Source organism: Pseudoalteromonas sp. 78C3 (genome assembly GCF_002836695.1).
In the GTDB taxonomy this organism is placed as follows: Bacteria; Pseudomonadota; Gammaproteobacteria; order Enterobacterales; family Alteromonadaceae; genus Pseudoalteromonas; species Pseudoalteromonas arctica.
This window is the reverse complement of the sequence record NZ_PJAV01000157.1, coordinates 1-18,371: the sequence shown is the minus strand read 5'-3', so window position 1 is coordinate 18,371 and position 18,371 is coordinate 1. Positions and strand designations below refer to the sequence as shown.

Sequence of the window (18,371 nt, the reverse complement as noted above, 5' to 3'; positions counted from 1 at the left end):
TTTACTATGTTATTAAATGCGTGAAACGATGGCTGCTGCTACATCGCTTGTGCTGTAACCTGCATTTGGATATATATCTGGAGTGCCAACGCCTGCTTCTACGGCTTCTGCTACTGCTTTTTCAATCGTGCGAGCCGCTTCGTCTTGCCCTAGCGAGTAACGTAACATTAATGCGGCACTTAAAATTTGTGCTATTGGATTTGCAACGCCTTTACCTGCAATGTCTGGCGCTGAGCCGCCTGCTGGCTCGTACAATCCAAAACCCGATTGATTCAAGCTTGCCGATGGTAATAAGCCCATTGAGCCTGTGATCATAGCGCACTCATCTGACAAAATATCACCAAATAAGTTATCGCAAAGTAGTACGTCAAACTGGCTAGGCTGTTTAACTAACTGCATAGCCGCGTTATCTACGTAAATGTAATCTAAGCTTACTTCTGGGTAGTCTTTACTAACTTCAGTTACTACTTCGCGCCATAATACGCTTGATGCTAATACATTGGCTTTATCAACAGAGGTAACGTGGTTACTACGTAGTTTTGCCGCTTCAAAAGCAAAGCGTGCAATACGTTCGATTTCTTTTCGTGAGTATGTTTGCGTATCAAATGCAAACTCTTCTGCGCCTTCACCACTGCGACCTTTTTCACCAAAATAAATGCCGCCAGTTAGTTCGCGCACGCACAAAATATCAAAACCTTTTTCACTAATATCAGCGCGAAGTGGCGACGCTGCACTTAATGCAGGTAATAACTGTGCAGGGCGTAAATTACAAAACAAACCAAAGTGCTTACGAAGCGGCAATAACGATGCGCGCTCAGGCTGCTCGTTTGGTGGTAAGTTTTCCCATTTAGGACCGCCTACCGAACCAAATAAAATAGCGTCTGAGTTTTCACATGCAGTAAGCGTGCTCTCTGGTAATGCTTCACCAAATTCATCAATGGCTGCGCCACCAATAGCATGATGCTGACGGTTTAGGGTAAAACCAAACTTATTGCTCACAGCATCAAGTACTTGCTCTGCTGCTGCCATTACTTCTGGACCAATACCGTCGCCAGCTAATACTGCAACGCTGTAGTTTGTTTTACTCATCCTGCTTTCCTTTGTTGTTTTAAATCAGACACTTTTTGTGCACGATAAATTAAGTTATAAACACGGATCATGGCGCGTACCGACGCTTCAACCACATCCGCTGCAATGCCCGCACCGTGGTAAGGTCGGCCATCGTATTTAGCTATAATATTTACTTGGCCTAATGAGCTTGCACCTTGGCCTGTTGCTTCTAAGTTATATTCAATCATTTCAACGCTCATACCGGTTAAACGCTCAATAGCTGCAAACGAGGCTTCAACTGGACCATTACCTGTCGCCGCTTCTTGTTTAGCTTCGCCATCAATACGCATTCCAATGGTAGAGCTTGCTACTGATTGTGAGTTAGAGGCTGAGTTAACAAATTCTAATTGGTATTTTTCGTCTTTGTCGTTAATTTGATTAAAGTAAATCATCGCCTCAAGGTCGTAATCGTATACGGTGCCTTTTTGGTCAGCCAACTCAATAAAGCTTTTGTATAAGCCATCCATATCGTAATCAGATTTTTGATAGCCTAACTCTTCTAGGCGATGCTCAATAACATGACGACCCGAACGCGAAGTCATATTTAATTGGTTACTTGGCACACCAACGCTTTCTGGCGACATAATCTCATACGTATTTTGCGCTTTTAATACACCGTCTTGGTGAATGCCAGAACTATGCGCAAAGGCGTTTTCGCCAACAATCGCTTTATTTGGTTGTACTGGCATATTACAAATTTTAGCCACTTGACGAGATGCGCGGTAAATTTCTTCACTTTTAATATCGGTGTATACTTTTAAGTGGTCGTGGCGCATTTTCATGATCATCGCCACTTCTTCAAGCGAGCAGTTACCAGCACGCTCACCAATGCCATTAATAGTACACTCAATTTGGCGCGCACCGGCTTGCACTGCGGCTACCGAGTTTGCTACTGCTAAACCTAAATCATTGTGGCAATGCACGCTTAAGCGCGCTTTATCAATATTTGGCACGTTATTCATTAAATGGCGGATCATCGCGGCGTATTCGTCTGGCGTTACAAAACCAACGGTGTCTGGCAAGTTAATAGTTGAAGCTCCGGCATTAATTGCCTGCTCAACAATTTTACATAAATCCCAGTGCGGCGTACGACCGGCATCTTCACACGAAAACTCAACATCATCAGTATAGTTACGTGCCAATTTAATTGATTTAACAGCCATGGCCGTTGCATCGTCTAGGCTCATACGTAATTTATGTTCAAGGTGCAAAGGGCTTGTAGCAATAAAAGTATGAATACGGCTTTGCTGAGCTGTGCGAAGAGCTTCGCCACAGGCTTCAATGTCTTTAGCAACTGAGCGTGCTAAACCACAAATAATAGGACCTTTTACTTCGGTTGCAATACGTTGCACCGAGCGAAAATCAGCAGGGCTCGAAACCGGAAAGCCTACTTCCATCACATCCACATTCAAGCGGCTAATTGTATGTGCTAATTGAATTTTATCATCTTCAGTAAGGCTTGCTTTAAGTGCCTGTTCGCCATCACGTAAGGTGGTATCAAAAATCCATACTTTATCTTGCTCTTGCATAACTGCCCCTCATTCCTATGTTACCCAAATTTCAATTAATCCCAGCCGCGAGATAAAAAAAACCCCGCAATTGCGGGGTTTTTTAGTGTTCAACTCGATGCAAACACACTAATCCCCGCTTACTTGCCATAGCAGTAAGAGGTTAAGTTTTAGTGTAATTAAACGAATAATATGCATCTTGTTTTCTTATGTGTGTGTTCAGTGAAGCCTATTTTTAACATTACAAAGCCATGGAAGCAAGCATAAAAATTCCACAAAACACCTTTAAAACATAATCATAAAGAAAATAAAAACCAATAAACCTTAAATAACAAGATTAAAAATACCAAACACGCTTCTTGCCACCATAATCAAATCGGCTTTAAAGTGATCTCCGATTAGATAAGTTTTATTATTTTTATCTGGGCTTATAAAGTAATCCCATGTTTAATAATTAAAAAGTGCCATTACTCACTTTATCGACAAAATAGTCAAAGTGATTTGAGCTATATTGAGCCTACTTGCATATCAATAGAATCGATTCATTCTGTTCAAAGTATTCTGTTAATAAGTAAACTATTGGGCTTGCAGATCCTTTGCTTAGTTCATGCATATTAACTTCCTTGCATTGCCGAATTAGTAATTGCTATAGGGTATATTGAGCCCATACCCCAAATATTATTCTCTTTTTCTAATGCTTCTGATTGTTCGCCTGTCACTATGTTTATTGTTCTTATAATACGCTCGGAAAGGAACCACCCTTTCTCATTACGCTCAGGCAAATTGCGATTGGTATATTCCAGCTGATAATCTTCTTTATCAGAGAAAATAACGCCATTACCTTCTCCTATTTCTGAGTTCTTTATTTCCGGGTTAGCAATATTCACCCAATGAAAATGTGCTTTTGGCCTTGAATGAGTCATAAATGCTAAATACTTCCCATCAGGTGAAATACGGTGGTTTTTCATCTCCCACGCTTTCGGAAAACCAAAATTAACTTTGCGTACTATTTCACCATTAAACTTATGTATCCAAAAGCCATCGTGCTTTATCGCTAAAAACTCTTTATCACCAGGCAGTAAAAAAGCAGCGCCGCTATGATGAATTTGCGGTCGAGAGATGAGTTCCCCTGTTGGTACATGGTAATTAAAGTGTTTGCCATCTGAGTAAAAAATGACGTTTTCACTGTCTGAGGTCCAGTTAAACCAAGGGTAGCCACCCCCGCCTGACATAGTAATTAGCTTTTTCTCTTTGGTGTCGTATAACTGGCGAGTCGCTCGGTCATTTATATAACCCGAAATAGCAATATAACGGTTATCTGGTGAGCGTGCTGGTGGATGCAATCCCGCAGGCTCCAGTTGGGTAAAAATTTCTTCTGGAATAATACGGCGCCTGTCTGAGCCATCTAACCGTGATGACCACAGCGTGCGTACTTCACTGTATCTATATTTATTCCAAAACATTAGCCGCGGGGTTGAAAATGTATCTGCATCGCCATACACCTCTTCACGTATTTCTAGTGGCCACTCTGGATGGTTTTTATGCTCTTTAGCCCATGGGTATTTAGCAACATCAACTTCTACTTGTGGTGAACTTTGCGATGAGGGCTCTGAGCAACCGCTTAGCAATAAGCTAAAACAAACGCAGAGGGCGCAAAGCACGCTGTGATTTTTTATAAACGTCATTATCAAAATCCTTTTTGGCTTTTATTTAGAGAAAGGCATGTATGGTTACAACCCCTGCGCTGCTACATTTGTAATCGCTATTGGACCTAAAGTATCAAGACCCCAAATACCCATTTCCTTTACGCGTGTGATTTTTTTTCACCTGTTAAAATATTCGTTTTAGTCATAATACTGTATATGTCAGGCACTTCATCCCGACTAGTTGGCCTTTTAAAATCGTTATAGCCAAATTTGAGGGTAACGTCTTTATCAAGTGAAAAAATTACATTGCTGCCCATACCTTTCTCTGAATGCTCTATTTCAGGATTGGCAATATTCACCCAATGAAAATGCGCTTTTGGTCTAATATGAGTCATAAACGCTAAGTATTTTCCATCCGGTGAGATACGGTGGTCCAGCATCTCCCATTTCCTCGGAAAACCAAAGTTCACTTTACGCACTACTTCACCATTAAACTTATGTATCCAAAAGCCATCGTGCTTTACAGCTAAAAACTCTTTATCACCTGGGAGTAAAAAAGCAGCGCCACTGTGGTGAATTTGCGGCCGAGAGGTTAGTTCCCCTGTTGGTACATTGTAGTTAAAATTTTTACCATCTGAGTAAAAAATGACGTTTTCACTGTCTGAGGTCCAGTTAAACCAAGGGTAGCCGCCCCCGCTTGACATGGTAATGAGTTTTTTCTCTTTGGTATCGTATAACTGGCGAGTCGCTCGGTCATTTATATAGCCCGAAATAGCAATATAACGGTTATCTGGTGAGCGTGCTGGTGCATGAATACTAATAGATTCAAGCTTTTGAAATACCTCTTCTGGAATAATACGGCGCCTGTCTGAGCCATCTAACCGTGATGACCACAGCGTGCGCACTGCACTGTATTTATATTTATTCCAAAACATTAACCGCGGGGTTGAAAATGTATCTGCATCACCATACACCTCTTCGCGTATTTCAAGTGGCCACTCTGGATGGTTTTTGTGCTCTTTAACCCATGGGTATTTAGAAACGTCAACGGCTGTTGTGTTTTTTGTACTTTGCGATGATGGCTCTGAGCAACCGCTTAGCAATAAGCTAAAACAAACGCAGAGGACGCAAAGCACGCTGTGATTTTTTAAAAACGTCATTATTAAAATCCTTTTAAGCAGTTAAAGTACTGAGCCAATCTGCACACTATGCCCATACCCTAATAAATAAAAAGCTCATATTCATGAGCTTTTTATTCTTGCTATAATTGCGCTGTTGCGCTCAGTTATGTTAGTGGTGACTACTTAAATTACGAATAAATTTATTCGCTTTTAAAAGCTCCTAGCGGCCTTACTTTCTTCTTTGTAGCATCTTCAACAAACCACTGTTTCACTTCATCTTCAGTCAACCCTTCCTCTGACAAGCGCTTATATAGGTCTTTTTGTGATGGGGTTGAATGATCGCTATTTAGCTCAGCGGCTAATTCTTTTAAATCAGCTTCTGGTAATGTTTTACCCCAAGGTAAATTGCTATTTGTAGGGTTCGGTAGTGGTAACTTTAACTGCAAGCCATGGTTGCTAATTTTATCAGTCATCGAACCGATATCATTAAAATTAAAGCCCGAATTTCCCGCCGAGTTAAAGCTAGCAATACCTAGCTCCATCGTATATTGCCTGTCCTCTTTGTCAGTAAACATATCACTAAATTGGCTTGTAAATATGTCTCCAAAAGGCCTTAAGCCGTTTACTTCAACACGCTTTGGCGACTCATATTTCAAACTAAAATTTGCCGCAAAAACAAAAACCTGCTCTTCACCGGCAAATGCTTCAGCGTCTTTATTATGCCAATTAAGCAGCGCTCGAGCCTGTTTACCTTTTTCGTTATAAGGGCCTGCGTTATTCAATAATTCAATTAACTCTTCATACTCTGGGCCTACCTGCTCATCAATTTGGCACTGGTTGTCATACCACTTATCCTCAAATTGATAGTCATCGTCATGCCACGTATCCACCATTTTATTTAAAATACGCTCTGTTTTATAACCTTTATTTGCATTACGTGTAGCTTTGCCTAAATAGCAAAGTTTTGACTTATACTTCGGGCCTTGATCATTAATACCAATAGTTTGCTGCAGTATTAAATCACATGGCACACTACGCCAATCTAAACCAATGAGTTTTTTTGTATAATTATCAGACTCTAGCTCTGTACAGGTGGCTACAACCATAATATCGACTTGGGTATTCCAATCAAAGTCATCAAATATTATGTCATCGCCAAACTGGCGTACTTTAAACCCTAAACTTTGTGCGGCAGCAAATTCACTCTCAAATAAACGAATAAATTGCCCTTGCCTTTGTATTTTACTGGTTATTAAATAAGGTTTACCCTCACCACCAAAGCGCACCAAAATTCTAATGCTTTTTTCCCCAGCAAAAAGCTCTGGATATACAAAGCTTGAGCTACTACTCGTTAAAAAATCTTTTATTAATAGTGACTCTTCATTACCACCGTTACGCTTTGTATTTAAATCAACATAAAACTCATTCGCCACAAACTTATTTTTTATGCCTAAGGCATAGAGGACCTCAGCAGTGTCAGACTCAAAAATCATCTCATCACTATTATCTTTACGCTCCCCCATTAGTGGCAATACAACTTCACGGCTACTGCCAACTTGCGCACCAATGAAATAACGCATATCAGAGAAATTGTCATCTTGATAATATTCAACTGCAGAGTCGTTTATAATCGAGTAAAAAGCTTCTTCGTGCACCATAGGCTTGGTACCTAAATACGTTTTTGGCCCCAACTGAAAAAATGGTGTAAATACACAACCAAACTTTCCGGCAAAGTGCTTTTCATTATTTAATAGCTCAGACTCTACAAGCGGCCTTACTAGCTCTTTATAAGCAAGCTCGTTATTTACGCCATCACAGCGCGTTACTTTCAAGGTAATAGGGGCAATACCGGTCATCGTATCGTTAAACACAACGAGAACACGAATCGGGGTGAATGGCGTTAGCCGCTTTAGTTTATTGGCAATAATTGGCAACCATTTTTTTGAAGTCTGGTCTTGATAATATATAGCGCTGTGATGATAGCTCGCCTCACCATAGTCAGAAAATACTGGTTCAAATGTGTTTGCAAAGCTTTCGAGGTATTTATTGCCTTCTTTTTCTTGCGTAGCAAATGTGTGAATGGGGAAGTAATTTTGAAATTCAGCCGTAATATAATTATGCTCACGCGCTACTGTCGGCACCGTCATCATATAAAAACCATACGGGTTAGATTGCGATTGCAAATAAAGCGTGTTTTCAGGATCTGTAACTACGGCTTTACGTGTCGCTTTATCTAGCAAGCTGTAGTTATCACTAAAGCCGTAAAGTGCTTTTTTATCACCATTTTTACTTTGCTTTTGATTGGTAATGCTATCAATTAAAAATACCCAAAATGTATCCATCCTAATTGATGCACCGGGCAAATTAGGCAGTGCCCAGCTATCACCTAATAAAAAGTTTTCTATGTATTGTTTTACTTTATAGCGTTCTAAATTTGAATAATATTGGCTTTTATCACCTTCACGCTGAGCCCTTAGTAGCAATCCCATAAGGCCCGATATTGCCTCTGAGCGCAGCCTAAATTGAGCTGCCCATTGTGTACTTTGCTGCGTTTTTCCGTCTTTATTATATTCACTTAATAGCTCATGCATCATACCTTGATTAGCTGCACACTCCTGGCCTAGGCGTTTATCTCGCTGAATTTCTGCGTAGAATTGTTTACAGGCGTTATCGAGGAGTGCTTCATCCATTAAATTCGCAGCCGACGTAGCAATAGCGCCACCCGCTTTTATTACCGCTACTGCCGCGGCAATGGGAGCTGTTATTGGGATAAATGCCATAACACCCAGAGCAATGTTAATCATTTGCCACGCCATATCGTCGCCTGTTTCATCTACTTTTATATCATTGGCTACGGTTAAATTACGAAAGCGCTCTAAACTGTCCATACCTTCACGAGATGGGCAAACATTTATTTGGCTAATAGCATACGCCGCAATATGTACACGGCGGTTTTGTGCTCGGCTTGCCTCATCTTTATTATTTATAAGTGGTTGAGCATAACCCAGCCCAAGCACTTCAATACGCGCTTCATCAATGCCTGCTTGGGTCACTAAAATGTGCTTAACAGCCTCTGCTCGTCGCTCAGATAACGCAATATTATAATCGTAATTACCTATATCGCAGGTGTGGCCTGCCACGGTTACTTTAAGGTTCTCATTTTGCTTAAGCGCTTTTATAACGGCCTCGCTTTGCTGCAAAATAGTATTGCGGTAATCATCGGTTACTTGCTCGCTATTAAGCGAAAACGTTCCTTCAATTACGACATCTTTTACAATTTCTTTGGCACTTAAATGCTCAAAGTAATCGTTAGCAACCGTTTTATAGTGCCGTTTAGCTTGCGCTAAATTAGGGATATTTGTACCAAATTGCTGCAACGTAGTTTGCCCAAGTGCTGCAATATTTGTGGTTAAGTCAGCTATATTGAGTGCATTACCTGCTGCATCCATTGCCACCTTAGGAATGCCGAGCTTTTTACCTAAACTTTTATTATAGCTTTCCATTGCTGCTGGAGTGTTAGCTGGTAAGCGCCACAAATTTTCTGCAAGTGCTTGCCGCCAAGCATCGGTTGTAAAGGCTGCGCGAGCTTCACGTAGCTTTTTCCAAGCATCCTGCCCATCTTGCATAGCAAACACGGAATCTAGCGTTGCTTGAATAGTTTTATCTTCTGTTTCGTTTAAATGAGTATGTATTGCTTTAGCAATTTTACTCCCTAAAACAAACTTACCATTAGTGGTAAAATTACCGTTACTGGCACTGGCTGTTATATCGGTATTTATTAACCCTGCGGCTAATTGTGCACGGCCTTTAGCCACCGCCCATCCATGGCAAAAGCTCTCAAAGCCGCTGGCTATTTTTATTGGTTCATCACTAACTTTTGCGCGACCAACCTCTTTACCGTTTTCATCTTTAATACTAATATTTTTAGGGTCATAGGTAGCATGCTCGGTTTTTAAATCTTTTGCATAACTTATTAAGTGGCTATAAAAGCGAGGAAATTGCTTTATTATTGCCTCTTCAACCGAAAGCGGATCGCAGTTAATTACATCAAACTCACCTGCCTCATTTTTTATATCAAAGTGGATCATTTCGGCAAGTTCATAGTAATAATGTGTGCCGTCAAATTTAATAGATTTAGTACACCAGCTTGCAATATTGGCCTCATAGGTATTCCGCTGAAGCCTTATTTTTACTCTATACAACCCTTTGGGTAGTATCTTGTTAGTACCGGTTATCACCGCTAAGTTAGTTTCAGTGACGAAAGTAGCTGGTATATCTCTACCTATAGGCGACGACAAAACAATATTTTCACCCGGAGAAAGAAGCGGGATGTTTGGGTTAATACTTAATACAACAGCCCTCGTTTTTGCCAACACATACGCTTGAATACTCTTTACGTTTTTTTGAATTATTTCCCTTTCATACCACTTATTGTAAGTGTCGTCTTCGCTATTTTCTGTAGGCTGTTTTAAATTGGTAATAGGGATTGTTTGTAACTCTAATAACGGTGTATTTGAGCTACTGTAATTTTTTAAATTATCAACAAATTCTTTAGCCCATCCTCTAGGGTTATTATTGGCAATGAGGCCAATGGACTCCATTGGCGGAATAATAATAGGCCGTTGATTATTAGCCATGTAGGCATGAAACGGCTGACGTACTTCTAATGAGTCACTATTTATTGTCGATAAAATACCGGCTTTATTCGTTTTTAACACAATAGGCTTTTTTGTATTATAAGTGGCTGACTTTGGCTGTTCAGCAATAACAATTCGGTTTGCTACCGGCGTTAATTTGCCAATCGGTTTATTATGTTTAACATATCCAGTTAGTAAATAAACCAATGGGCTTGCAGATCCTTTGCTAATATCATGCATAATTAGTTACTCTGTGCTTTTTGGTTGGTAATAGCGATAGGTGCTAAAACGTTAAGGCCCCAAATATTCATTTCTTTAGTACGCGTAATACGTTTCTCTCTCGTTAAAATATTGGCTCTAGTGATAATGCTATAAGTAACAGGTCTACCAAGCTCATCAACCTCGCCCATCGGGTTAAAACCAAATTTAAGCGTGACATTTTCGTCCAATGAAAATATCACTCCACCACCCTCCCCTTTTTCTGAGTGCTCTATTTCAGGGTTTGCAATATTCACCCAGTGGAAGTGAAAATCTTCTCTACCATACGTCATAAACGCTAAATACTTGCCGTCTGGTGAAATACGGTGGTTTTTCATTTCCCATGCTCTCGGAAAACCAAAGTTCACTTTACGCACTACTTCACCATTAAACTTATGTATCCAAAAGCCATCGTGCTTTACCGCTAAAAACTCTTTATCACCAGGCAGTAAAAAAGCAGCGCCACTGTGGTGAATTTGCGGTCGAGAGGTGAGTTCCCCTGTAGGTACATGGTAATTAAAGTTTTTGCCATCTGAGTAAAAAATGACGTTTTCACTGTCTGAGGTCCAATTAAACCACGGGTAGCCGCCACCGCTTGACATGGTGATTAGCTTTTTCTCTTTAGTATCGTATAACTGGCGAGTCGCTCGGTCATTTATATAGCCCGAAATAGCGATATAGCGGTTATCTGGTGAGCGTGCTGGTGCATGTATACTAATAGATTCAAGCTTTTGAAATACCTCTTCTGGAATAATACGGCGCCTGTCTGAACCATCTAACCGTGATGACCACAGTGTGCGCACTTCACTGCCTTTATATTTATTCCAAAACATTAACCGCGGGGTTGAAAATGTATCTGCATCTCCGTACACCTCTTCGCGTATTTCGAGTGGCCACTCTGGGTGGTTTTTGTGCTCTTTAGCCCATGGGTATTTAGCAACATCAACCTCTGCTTGTGGTGAACTTTGCGATGAGGGCTCTGAGCAACCGCTTAGCAGTAAGCTAAAACAAACGCTGAGAGCGCAAAGCATGCTGTGATTTTTTAAAAATGTCATTAAAACTATCCTTTTACTACATGCACTTATTTACGAGGTAATATAAATAAGTGCATTCATTAAAACTTGTGTTATTAAAATAAAGTGCTTGCACTTACTCTTCTACTATTTCTGCCATTAAAACGGTTTCTGGCGTTTGGTCGTGAAGCTCACTGAATGGGACATTGTCGAAAATATAATAAGCTGGCTGACCATCATTTGGGTCTTGCATTAAATCAAAATTGCCACTTTGAGGGATATCAGTAAATTTTATTTTTACCCAGGTAGAATCGAGCCTTACACTGGCTATAGACTGTACCTGTTGCCAGCTATGTTGTTTATTTATAAGTATAAGCTGCTCTTTATCGTACTTTGGCGTATTTGGATCAACCTGATACATAAATACAAAAGCAGGCTTAACCAGAGTTAACGGGTTTATGTTATTTACTACCATTGCCATACTGTGCGAGGCACTCATACTAACTCCCAAATACTTGTTGTAGTTTTGCTTTGGTTTTAGGGCCTGGTATGCCGTCTATGTCGAGATCGTGCTCGTACTGAAATTCCTTTACACCAATGCGAGTTTTTTTACCCATAACACCATCAACCGTACCACAATCAAACCCAAGCATATTGCACCGGCCTTGCACACCTGAAAGCGTGTCTATTGGATCTAGATTGCCTATTTGCACGTTAAAGCTTTTAGTTGGTGTGGTATCGCCTTCATTTAGGTATAAATCGACTGTGCCGGTTAGGGCGTCGTTACTATTAAGCTCTACTTCGATAAGCCCATCACTTTGCAATACGGTATCTATTGTTTGGTTACCAATATTAAGTACTACGCGTTTACCGACTACGTCATCGCCGTCGTCGTACGATACTTGCAGACGAAAGTACTCTTTTTCGTTTTGTACAACAAAGCTGTTAATACTGTTGGTGCGCAGCGGTATAAACTTTTCTTTTTTAGGCGGAATCGTAATTTTATCGCCCGGGTAAATTAAGTTTGGGTCTGGGCGTAGGGCTTTAAACTCTGCATTGCTTGGGTGGTTGTAAAGCGCTTTAGATGTTTGGTAGCCGTATTGCTTTGCTATGCGCAATAGCGTTTCACCTTGAGCTACAGTGTGTTGTTGGGTCATTGTGTATCCTTAAACTTTGCCTACAGACCAATCTTCGCTGTCGAGTTCAAAAAAGCTGACTTTAGCGTTTTCAAAGTCGGGGCCTGATACGTTGGCATAACCGTTTTGATCAAGTTGCCCGGTAATAATGTGGCCGTTGCGTAGGCGTATTTTGTAGCCCATATTAGCTTGTGGTTCGCCAGCTTCGTCGAGTAGTTCTATTTCGTAGGCTAAAGTGGGTTGTTCAACAGTAAATGTGGTGGTGTCGGTTGCGCCACTGGCCGTTACCGTAACATTATAAAGACCCGGTTTTACCTCAGCGTAGTGCTGCCAAAACGAGACTTCGTCTGGGCGTTTTTTTTCTAGTTGTAGTGTTATTTGACCACTTGTTGGCCCTTGCCACTGAATAACTACACTGCGACTGTTACTGCATGAGCCTTCTATATTGAGTTTCCAACCACTGGGTACTGTTAAGCTTGTGCCTGCTTTAGCAGGTTTTCGCTCGCTATAGCCTAAGTTGTAATCGTAAATTAAATTGGCATTTTTATAGCCGGTATATTGCTGTGCGAGTTGCTCTACGGTTTCGGCGGCGCTAAGTACATGGGTTGTAAAATTTTGCCTAACAGTGTGAGACGCTTTTAGTAGCATTGTGCTGTTTAGCTCTGGCTTATAAATACGTACAGCGGGCGCATGCTGTTGTATAGGTTGCGCTGCTTTTTTAGGTTTTTGGTTATAACTTTGCTGATTTATAAATTGCGGACTATTTTGCGCAGCTGATTGGCTGTTTATAAATGCAGAAGTGCTTGGCGTCATTACTGTGTTATTTATAAAAGTATTGTTTTGCAACGCTGTTTGCGATGATGTAATTGAACCATTATTAACCGCGCCCGAGTACTTTGTTGGTGCTTGAGTTTGTTTTGGGTAAACAGCTAGGCGTGTACTAGCTTGCTTAAACAGAGAATATGGTACCTTTTTCCACTCTTTGTCTTTAGCCCAATATTGGCACCGAGTGTCGTCGCGTAATCGCGCAGCTTGGTGTTTATCTAGCGCACCAAACAGGTTGTCTTGCAGTTGCCTTTGCAACACTTTAGGAAGTTTGCAAAGCTGAGCACGACTTAAATAAGAGAATGTAACCACAGGCTCTGAATTTTCAGGCTCATTATGTGGTTGTTCAAATAGTGGGGGGTAATTTAAGTTCACCGGATCCTTGGTGAGCATTTGCATCCTCGCTTTCTCTTAATAAGAGACTTATTTATTATTTAGTTACGGCTAAAAGGTATGCCGTTATTATAGTGCGTTAATATAAAGAAATAGGCACAAAAAATCTACAATGAATTTTTAAATTTGCTAACTTTGTTCAGTGTTTTCTCTTACGTAATGTCCGGCTCCACGAGTAATATAACGCAGCTGCCAAATAACGCGCTCAATCAATTCGTCGCGTTGCAATCCTTCTATATCGAGCGCTTCTGCACCCGCATTAAATACGAGCGTTACCATAGATTCCGCCTGAATATAGGCATGCATAGCGTTGCACTTAGTTTCGCTTTCTAGATAGTGAGCCAACTCTAAAATAAAATGCTTTACCTCGCGGGCTACAGCGGCTCTAAATGCTTTAGAAGTCCCAGATCGTTCTCGCAGCAACAACCTAAATTGGTTACTTGAGTTATCAATAAACTCCATAAAAGTAACCACTGAGGTATTTATAACACTGCCGCCATCGTTTGCTATTCGTCTGCGTGCTTGACGCATTAGTTGGCGAAGAGTTAAGCCCGCTTCGTCTACCATGGTTAAACCTAGCTCATCCATGTCTTTAAAATGACGATAAAAAGAAGTTGGGGCAATACCAGCTTCTCGTGCCACTTCGCGTAAACTTAAATTCGAAAAACTATGATCAGCACTCAGCTGATTAAATGCCGCTTGAATTAACGCCTGTCGTGTTTTTTGTTTCTGTTGCGCTCTAACACCCGACATCAACAGCTCCCTGAATTATTTTATATGAATATTTAGTGATATTAGCTCAATTGTACAGTCTAATACTTGACGACGAGAGTTTGAAATACTATTTTAGCTTACAGTTGTACGCTGAGATTGAGAATTATGAATAAACCACCGATTATTTGGACAAACGTCCTATTTTTTAGCCTAACCTTTTTGGCGGCTGCCACACTTGTACCTTGGTACGCCATTAGCTACGGATTTACCAGCGCGCATTGGATTGCTTTTGTTGGCTGCATGTTTTATGCAGGCTTATCAATTACTGCCGGCTACCATCGATTATGGGCACATAAAACCTATAACGCACACCCTGCAGTTGAATTTATTTTTGCGCTAGGCGGTGCTTTTGCACTACAAAACAGTGCTCTGCATTGGAGTAGCGATCACCGTATACATCACGGTCAAGTTGACGACCCAATAAAAGACCCTTACGCGGCTACCAATGGTTTTTGGTATAGCCATATCGGCTGGATGTTACGTGACTACCAAGGCGATAGCTACAACGACTATAGTAATTGTCGTGATTTACAACGAAATAAAGTCGTTATGTGGCAACATAAGCACTACTTAAAACTAGCTATTGCTATGAACGTAGGTTTGCCTCTTGCACTTGGTTTATTAGTTGGTGATGTGTGGGGTATGTTAATTCTTGCAGGTTTACTACGCTTAGTACTAAGCCAACACTTTACCTTTTTTATAAACTCAGTTGCACATATTTGGGGCTCTCGCCCATACACCGAAAAAAATACGGCACGCGATAACGGCTTTTTAGCGTTATTTACATACGGTGAGGGGTATCACAACTTCCACCATATTTTTGCAAGCGACTACCGTAACGGTATTAAATGGTTTCATTACGATCCAACAAAATGGATGATCCGCTCTTTAGCAGCTGTTGGTTTAGCTAATAAATTGAAGCGTACACCTGTTGAACGTATCGAAAAAGCAAAGGCCGAAACGCTAATGAGCAAAACGCAAACGCGTCTTGCAAAATTGCCTTTAGCACAAGATAAGATTACATTATTACAACAAGAGTACGATTTACTGCTGAAAAAACTGCAAAATTATTGTTCACTACAAAAACAAGTGTTAGAAGTTAAAAAAAATAACATGGCAAAGCAGTGTGAACGCTCAGCATTAATGGCACAATACCATGAGTTGGAAGCCGCCTGGGAAAATCAAAAACAGGCATGGCTAGCACTTAATGCGAGGTTATTAAAAGCCTCTTTTAATTAATTTAGGAGTGGCTGTGGCCAAACAACCAGAACAAAAAAAAGTACCCGTGACATACCAATATGATGCAATAATTATTGGCACGGGTCCTGGCGGTGAAGGTACCGCCATGAACCTTTCAAAAAACGACAAAAAAGTAGCGGTTATTGAACGCCAAGAATCAGTTGGTGGCGGTTGTGTACATTGGGGAACAATTCCTTCAAAAGCGCTTCGCCACTCTGTTAGCCGCTATATTGAATACAAAGCAAATCCGTTATTTAATGTTGGTGAGCGCCCTAGCCGCCTGACATTTCCTGATATTTTACGTCACGCAAGTTCTGTTATTTCTAAGCAATCTAATTTACGTAGTAGCTTTTACGATCGTAACCGCATTCATATGTTTCAAGGTGATGCGAGCTTTGTAGATAAGCACACAATTGAAGTAAAACGAAATGATGGTTCAACTGAGCGACTGACTGCTAAAACGATTGTTATAGCAACCGGCTCACGCCCTTATCGCCCACCAGAGGTAGATTTTACGCATTCTCGTATTTATGAGAGCGACACTATTTTAGGTCTTAAACACGACCCTCACCGCGTACTTATATACGGCGCTGGTGTAATTGGTTGTGAGTACGCTTCTATATTTAAAGGTTTAGGCGCTAAAGTTGATTTAGTTAATACACGCGACCGACTACTTGCTTTTATGGATGCTGAAATATCTGACGCGCTTAGCTATCACTTTTGGAACAGCGGTATTGTGATACGTCACAACGAAGAGTTTGACCGAATAGAGACCCGTGACGACTGCGTTATTATGCATTTAAAATCAGGCAAACGCGTAAAAGCTGACTGTATTTTATTTGCTAATGGCCGTACTGGTAACACTGATACATTAAACCTTGAAGCCATTGGTTTAAAAGCCGATAGCCGTGGCCAATTAAAAGTTAACGAAACATACCAAACAGAAGTTGATAACGTTTACGCTGTAGGTGATGTAATTGGCTATCCAAGCCTTGCTAGTGCTGCGTTTGACCAAGGTCGCATAGCTGCTGATGCAATTGCATGTGGTAACTGTGATGACAGACTGATTGTTGATATTCCGGCCGGTATTTATACCATCCCAGAAATGAGCTCAGTCGGTAAAACCGAGCAAGAGCTTACAGCCGCTAAAGTACCATATGAAGTTGGCCGTGCTCAGTTTAAGCATTTGGCACGTGCGCAAATTGCGGGCACTGAAGTAGGTAGTTTAAAAATATTATTCCACACTGAAACCAAAGAAGTACTTGGCGTACATTGTTTTGGCGAGCGTGCATCTGAAATTGTTCACATTGGCCAAGCCATTATGGAACAGAAAAATGGTGGCAATAATATCGACTACTTTGTAAATACCACATTTAACTACCCGACCATGGCTGAAGCCTACCGTGTTGCGGCATTAAATGGTTTAAATCGCTTATTTAAATAAGTAGTTTTAAAAGCCTTTATAAATAGGTAACAAAAAACCCGCAACTTAGCGGGTTTTTTACTTTTAAACAGTTTTAAAGTTTATTTAAGTAGCTATTACTTATGGTACTTAGCACTTAGCTCATGTACTGCATTAATGAATACACCAGCATTTTCAGGGTCTACATCTGGTGTAATACCGTGGCCTAAGTTAAACACGTGGCCATTGCCTGTACCGAAGTCTTCTAAAATAGTGCCTACTTCTTGACGAATACGCTCTGGTGTACCGTGTAACATAGATGGGTCCATATTACCTTGTAGAGCTACTTTATCACCCACACGGCGTTTAGCGTCGCTAATATTAATAGTCCAATCAAGACCAATTGCATCACAACCTGTTGCTGCAATAGCTTCAATCCATTGACCACCATTTTTAGTGAACAAAGTAACCGGTACTTTACGACCATCGTATTCACGAATTAAGCCATCTACAATTTTATGCATATATTGCAGTGAAAATTCGTTGTAATCGCGCGGGCTTAATACACCACCCCATGAGTCAAATACCATTAGCGATTGCGCGCCAGCTTTAATTTGAGCATTTAAATAATCAATAACTGAGTCAGCTAACTTATCGAGTAATAAATGAAGTGTTTGCGGCTCTGCAAACGCCATTTTTTTGATTTTACCAAATACTTTGCTGCTACCGCCTTCAACCATATAAGTTGCTAGCGTCCAAGGTGAACCAGAAAAACCAATAAGCGGTACTTCACCTTTAAGTTCACGACGAATAGTGCTTACTGCGTTCATTACGTAGCCAAGCTCGTCTGTAGGATCTAACTTTGGAATTTTTTTAACATCAGCAAGTGATGAAATAGGACGTTCAAACTTAGGGCCTTCGCCAGTTTCAAAGTAAAGACCTAAACCCATCGCATCTGGAATCGTTAAAATATCACTAAATAATATAGCGGCATCTAACGGGTAGCGACGTAATGGCTGCAGTGTTACTTCACATGCAAGCTCAGCATTACGGCACAGGCTCATAAAATCGCCCGCTTGTGCACGTGTAGCGCGATACTCTGGTAAATAGCGTCCTGCTTGGCGCATCATCCATACCGGAGTTACATCAACAGGTTGTTTTGCAAGTGCACGTAAATAACGGTCGTTTTTTAATTCGCTCATGGCGTAAATTATCCTAAGACTTGTATAAATTGTGCAAGATTGTACCACCATATTCTCCGACCCTCTATTGCTTAGGGACGAAAACAATATTCCCTAGAGGCAGATCA

12 protein-coding genes and 1 pseudogene are annotated in these 18,371 nt (G+C 40.8%); 2 read left to right on the top strand and 11 right to left on the bottom strand.

Translation table 11 applies throughout. The features are described 5' to 3' along the window. Positions 1-12 precede the first annotated feature (12 nt). The 10 genes and pseudogenes from leuB to fabR form a co-directional block, all read right to left on the bottom strand. Positions 13-1,089, bottom strand: coding sequence for a 3-isopropylmalate dehydrogenase (leuB, locus tag CXF76_RS13760; protein ID WP_024589517.1), 1,077 nt, complete (start codon positions 1,087-1,089; stop codon positions 13-15). Further along, on the bottom strand, positions 1,086-2,639 hold the full coding sequence (gene leuA, locus CXF76_RS13755) for a 2-isopropylmalate synthase (protein ID WP_008171909.1): 1,554 nt from the start codon (positions 2,637-2,639) through the stop codon (positions 1,086-1,088). Before leuA ends, leuB begins: the two co-directional genes overlap by 4 nt. 593 nt (positions 2,640-3,232) lie before the next feature. Next, complete coding sequence (locus CXF76_RS13750) at positions 3,233-4,303, bottom strand: hypothetical protein (RefSeq protein WP_101163962.1); 1,071 nt, start codon at positions 4,301-4,303, stop codon at positions 3,233-3,235. Between the two features lie 45 nt (positions 4,304-4,348). Then, positions 4,349-5,424: pseudogene (locus tag CXF76_RS13745) on the bottom strand (hypothetical protein). 161 nt (positions 5,425-5,585) lie between these two features. After that, on the bottom strand, positions 5,586-10,262 hold the full coding sequence (locus CXF76_RS13740; RefSeq protein WP_024589514.1) for an OmpA family protein: 4,677 nt from the start codon (positions 10,260-10,262) through the stop codon (positions 5,586-5,588). A 2-nt stretch (positions 10,263-10,264) separates the two neighbouring features. Then, on the bottom strand, positions 10,265-11,335 hold the full coding sequence (locus tag CXF76_RS13735; protein ID WP_024589513.1) for a PD40 domain-containing protein: 1,071 nt from the start codon (positions 11,333-11,335) through the stop codon (positions 10,265-10,267). Between the two features lie 94 nt (positions 11,336-11,429). Beyond that, a complete protein-coding gene (locus tag CXF76_RS13730) occupies positions 11,430-11,792 on the bottom strand; it encodes a hypothetical protein (protein WP_024589512.1) in 363 nt (120 codons plus the stop codon). A gap of 1 nt (position 11,793) precedes the next feature. Then, a complete protein-coding gene (locus CXF76_RS13725) occupies positions 11,794-12,450 on the bottom strand; it encodes a PGRP and LysM peptidoglycan-binding domain-containing protein (protein ID WP_024589511.1) in 657 nt (218 codons plus the stop codon). Positions 12,451-12,459: 9 nt separating this feature from the next. Continuing rightward, on the bottom strand, positions 12,460-13,647 hold the full coding sequence (locus CXF76_RS13720; protein WP_231388426.1) for a hypothetical protein: 1,188 nt from the start codon (positions 13,645-13,647) through the stop codon (positions 12,460-12,462). A 129-nt stretch (positions 13,648-13,776) separates the two neighbouring features. Beyond that, positions 13,777-14,400, bottom strand: coding sequence for an HTH-type transcriptional repressor FabR (fabR, locus tag CXF76_RS13715; protein ID WP_007582233.1), 624 nt, complete (start codon positions 14,398-14,400; stop codon positions 13,777-13,779). A 126-nt stretch (positions 14,401-14,526) separates the two neighbouring features. Here fabR and CXF76_RS13710 point away from each other — a divergent pair, with 126 nt between their 5' ends. Both CXF76_RS13710 and sthA read left to right on the top strand, forming a co-directional pair. Further along, a complete protein-coding gene (locus CXF76_RS13710; RefSeq protein WP_024589509.1) occupies positions 14,527-15,660 on the top strand; it encodes an acyl-CoA desaturase in 1,134 nt (377 codons plus the stop codon). Positions 15,661-15,673: 13 nt separating this feature from the next. Beyond that, complete coding sequence (sthA, locus tag CXF76_RS13705; RefSeq protein WP_007582237.1) at positions 15,674-17,104, top strand: Si-specific NAD(P)(+) transhydrogenase; 1,431 nt, start codon at positions 15,674-15,676, stop codon at positions 17,102-17,104. Between the two features lie 95 nt (positions 17,105-17,199). On the opposite strand, the gene hemE is transcribed toward sthA, so the two are convergent. After that, positions 17,200-18,264 carry a uroporphyrinogen decarboxylase gene (gene hemE, locus CXF76_RS13700; protein WP_002961084.1) on the bottom strand — a complete coding sequence of 355 codons (1,065 nt, stop codon included), beginning with the start codon at positions 18,262-18,264 and terminating at the stop codon, positions 17,200-17,202. Positions 18,265-18,371: the final 107 nt, after the last annotated feature.

What these genes read in the sequence shown, in the direction of transcription:
- hemE (WP_002961084.1), bottom strand. Translation starts at nt 18,264, where the DNA reads ATGAGCGAATTAAAAAACGACCGTTATTTACGTGCACTTGCAAAACAA.
- CXF76_RS13750 (WP_101163962.1), bottom strand. Translation starts at nt 4,303, where the DNA reads ATGACGTTTATAAAAAATCACAGCGTGCTTTGCGCCCTCTGCGTTTGT.
- CXF76_RS13710 (WP_024589509.1), top strand. Translation starts at nt 14,527, where the DNA reads ATGAATAAACCACCGATTATTTGGACAAACGTCCTATTTTTTAGCCTA.
- fabR (WP_007582233.1), bottom strand. Translation starts at nt 14,400, where the DNA reads ATGTCGGGTGTTAGAGCGCAACAGAAACAAAAAACACGACAGGCGTTA.
- CXF76_RS13740 (WP_024589514.1), bottom strand. Translation starts at nt 10,262, where the DNA reads ATGCATGATATTAGCAAAGGATCTGCAAGCCCATTGGTTTATTTACTA.
- leuB (WP_024589517.1), bottom strand. Translation starts at nt 1,089, where the DNA reads ATGAGTAAAACAAACTACAGCGTTGCAGTATTAGCTGGCGACGGTATT.
- CXF76_RS13725 (WP_024589511.1), bottom strand. Translation starts at nt 12,450, where the DNA reads ATGACCCAACAACACACTGTAGCTCAAGGTGAAACGCTATTGCGCATA.
- CXF76_RS13730 (WP_024589512.1), bottom strand. Translation starts at nt 11,792, where the DNA reads ATGAGTGCCTCGCACAGTATGGCAATGGTAGTAAATAACATAAACCCG.
- leuA (WP_008171909.1), bottom strand. Translation starts at nt 2,639, where the DNA reads ATGCAAGAGCAAGATAAAGTATGGATTTTTGATACCACCTTACGTGAT.
- CXF76_RS13735 (WP_024589513.1), bottom strand. Translation starts at nt 11,335, where the DNA reads ATGACATTTTTAAAAAATCACAGCATGCTTTGCGCTCTCAGCGTTTGT.
- CXF76_RS13720 (WP_231388426.1), bottom strand. Translation starts at nt 13,647, where the DNA reads ATGCTCACCAAGGATCCGGTGAACTTAAATTACCCCCCACTATTTGAA.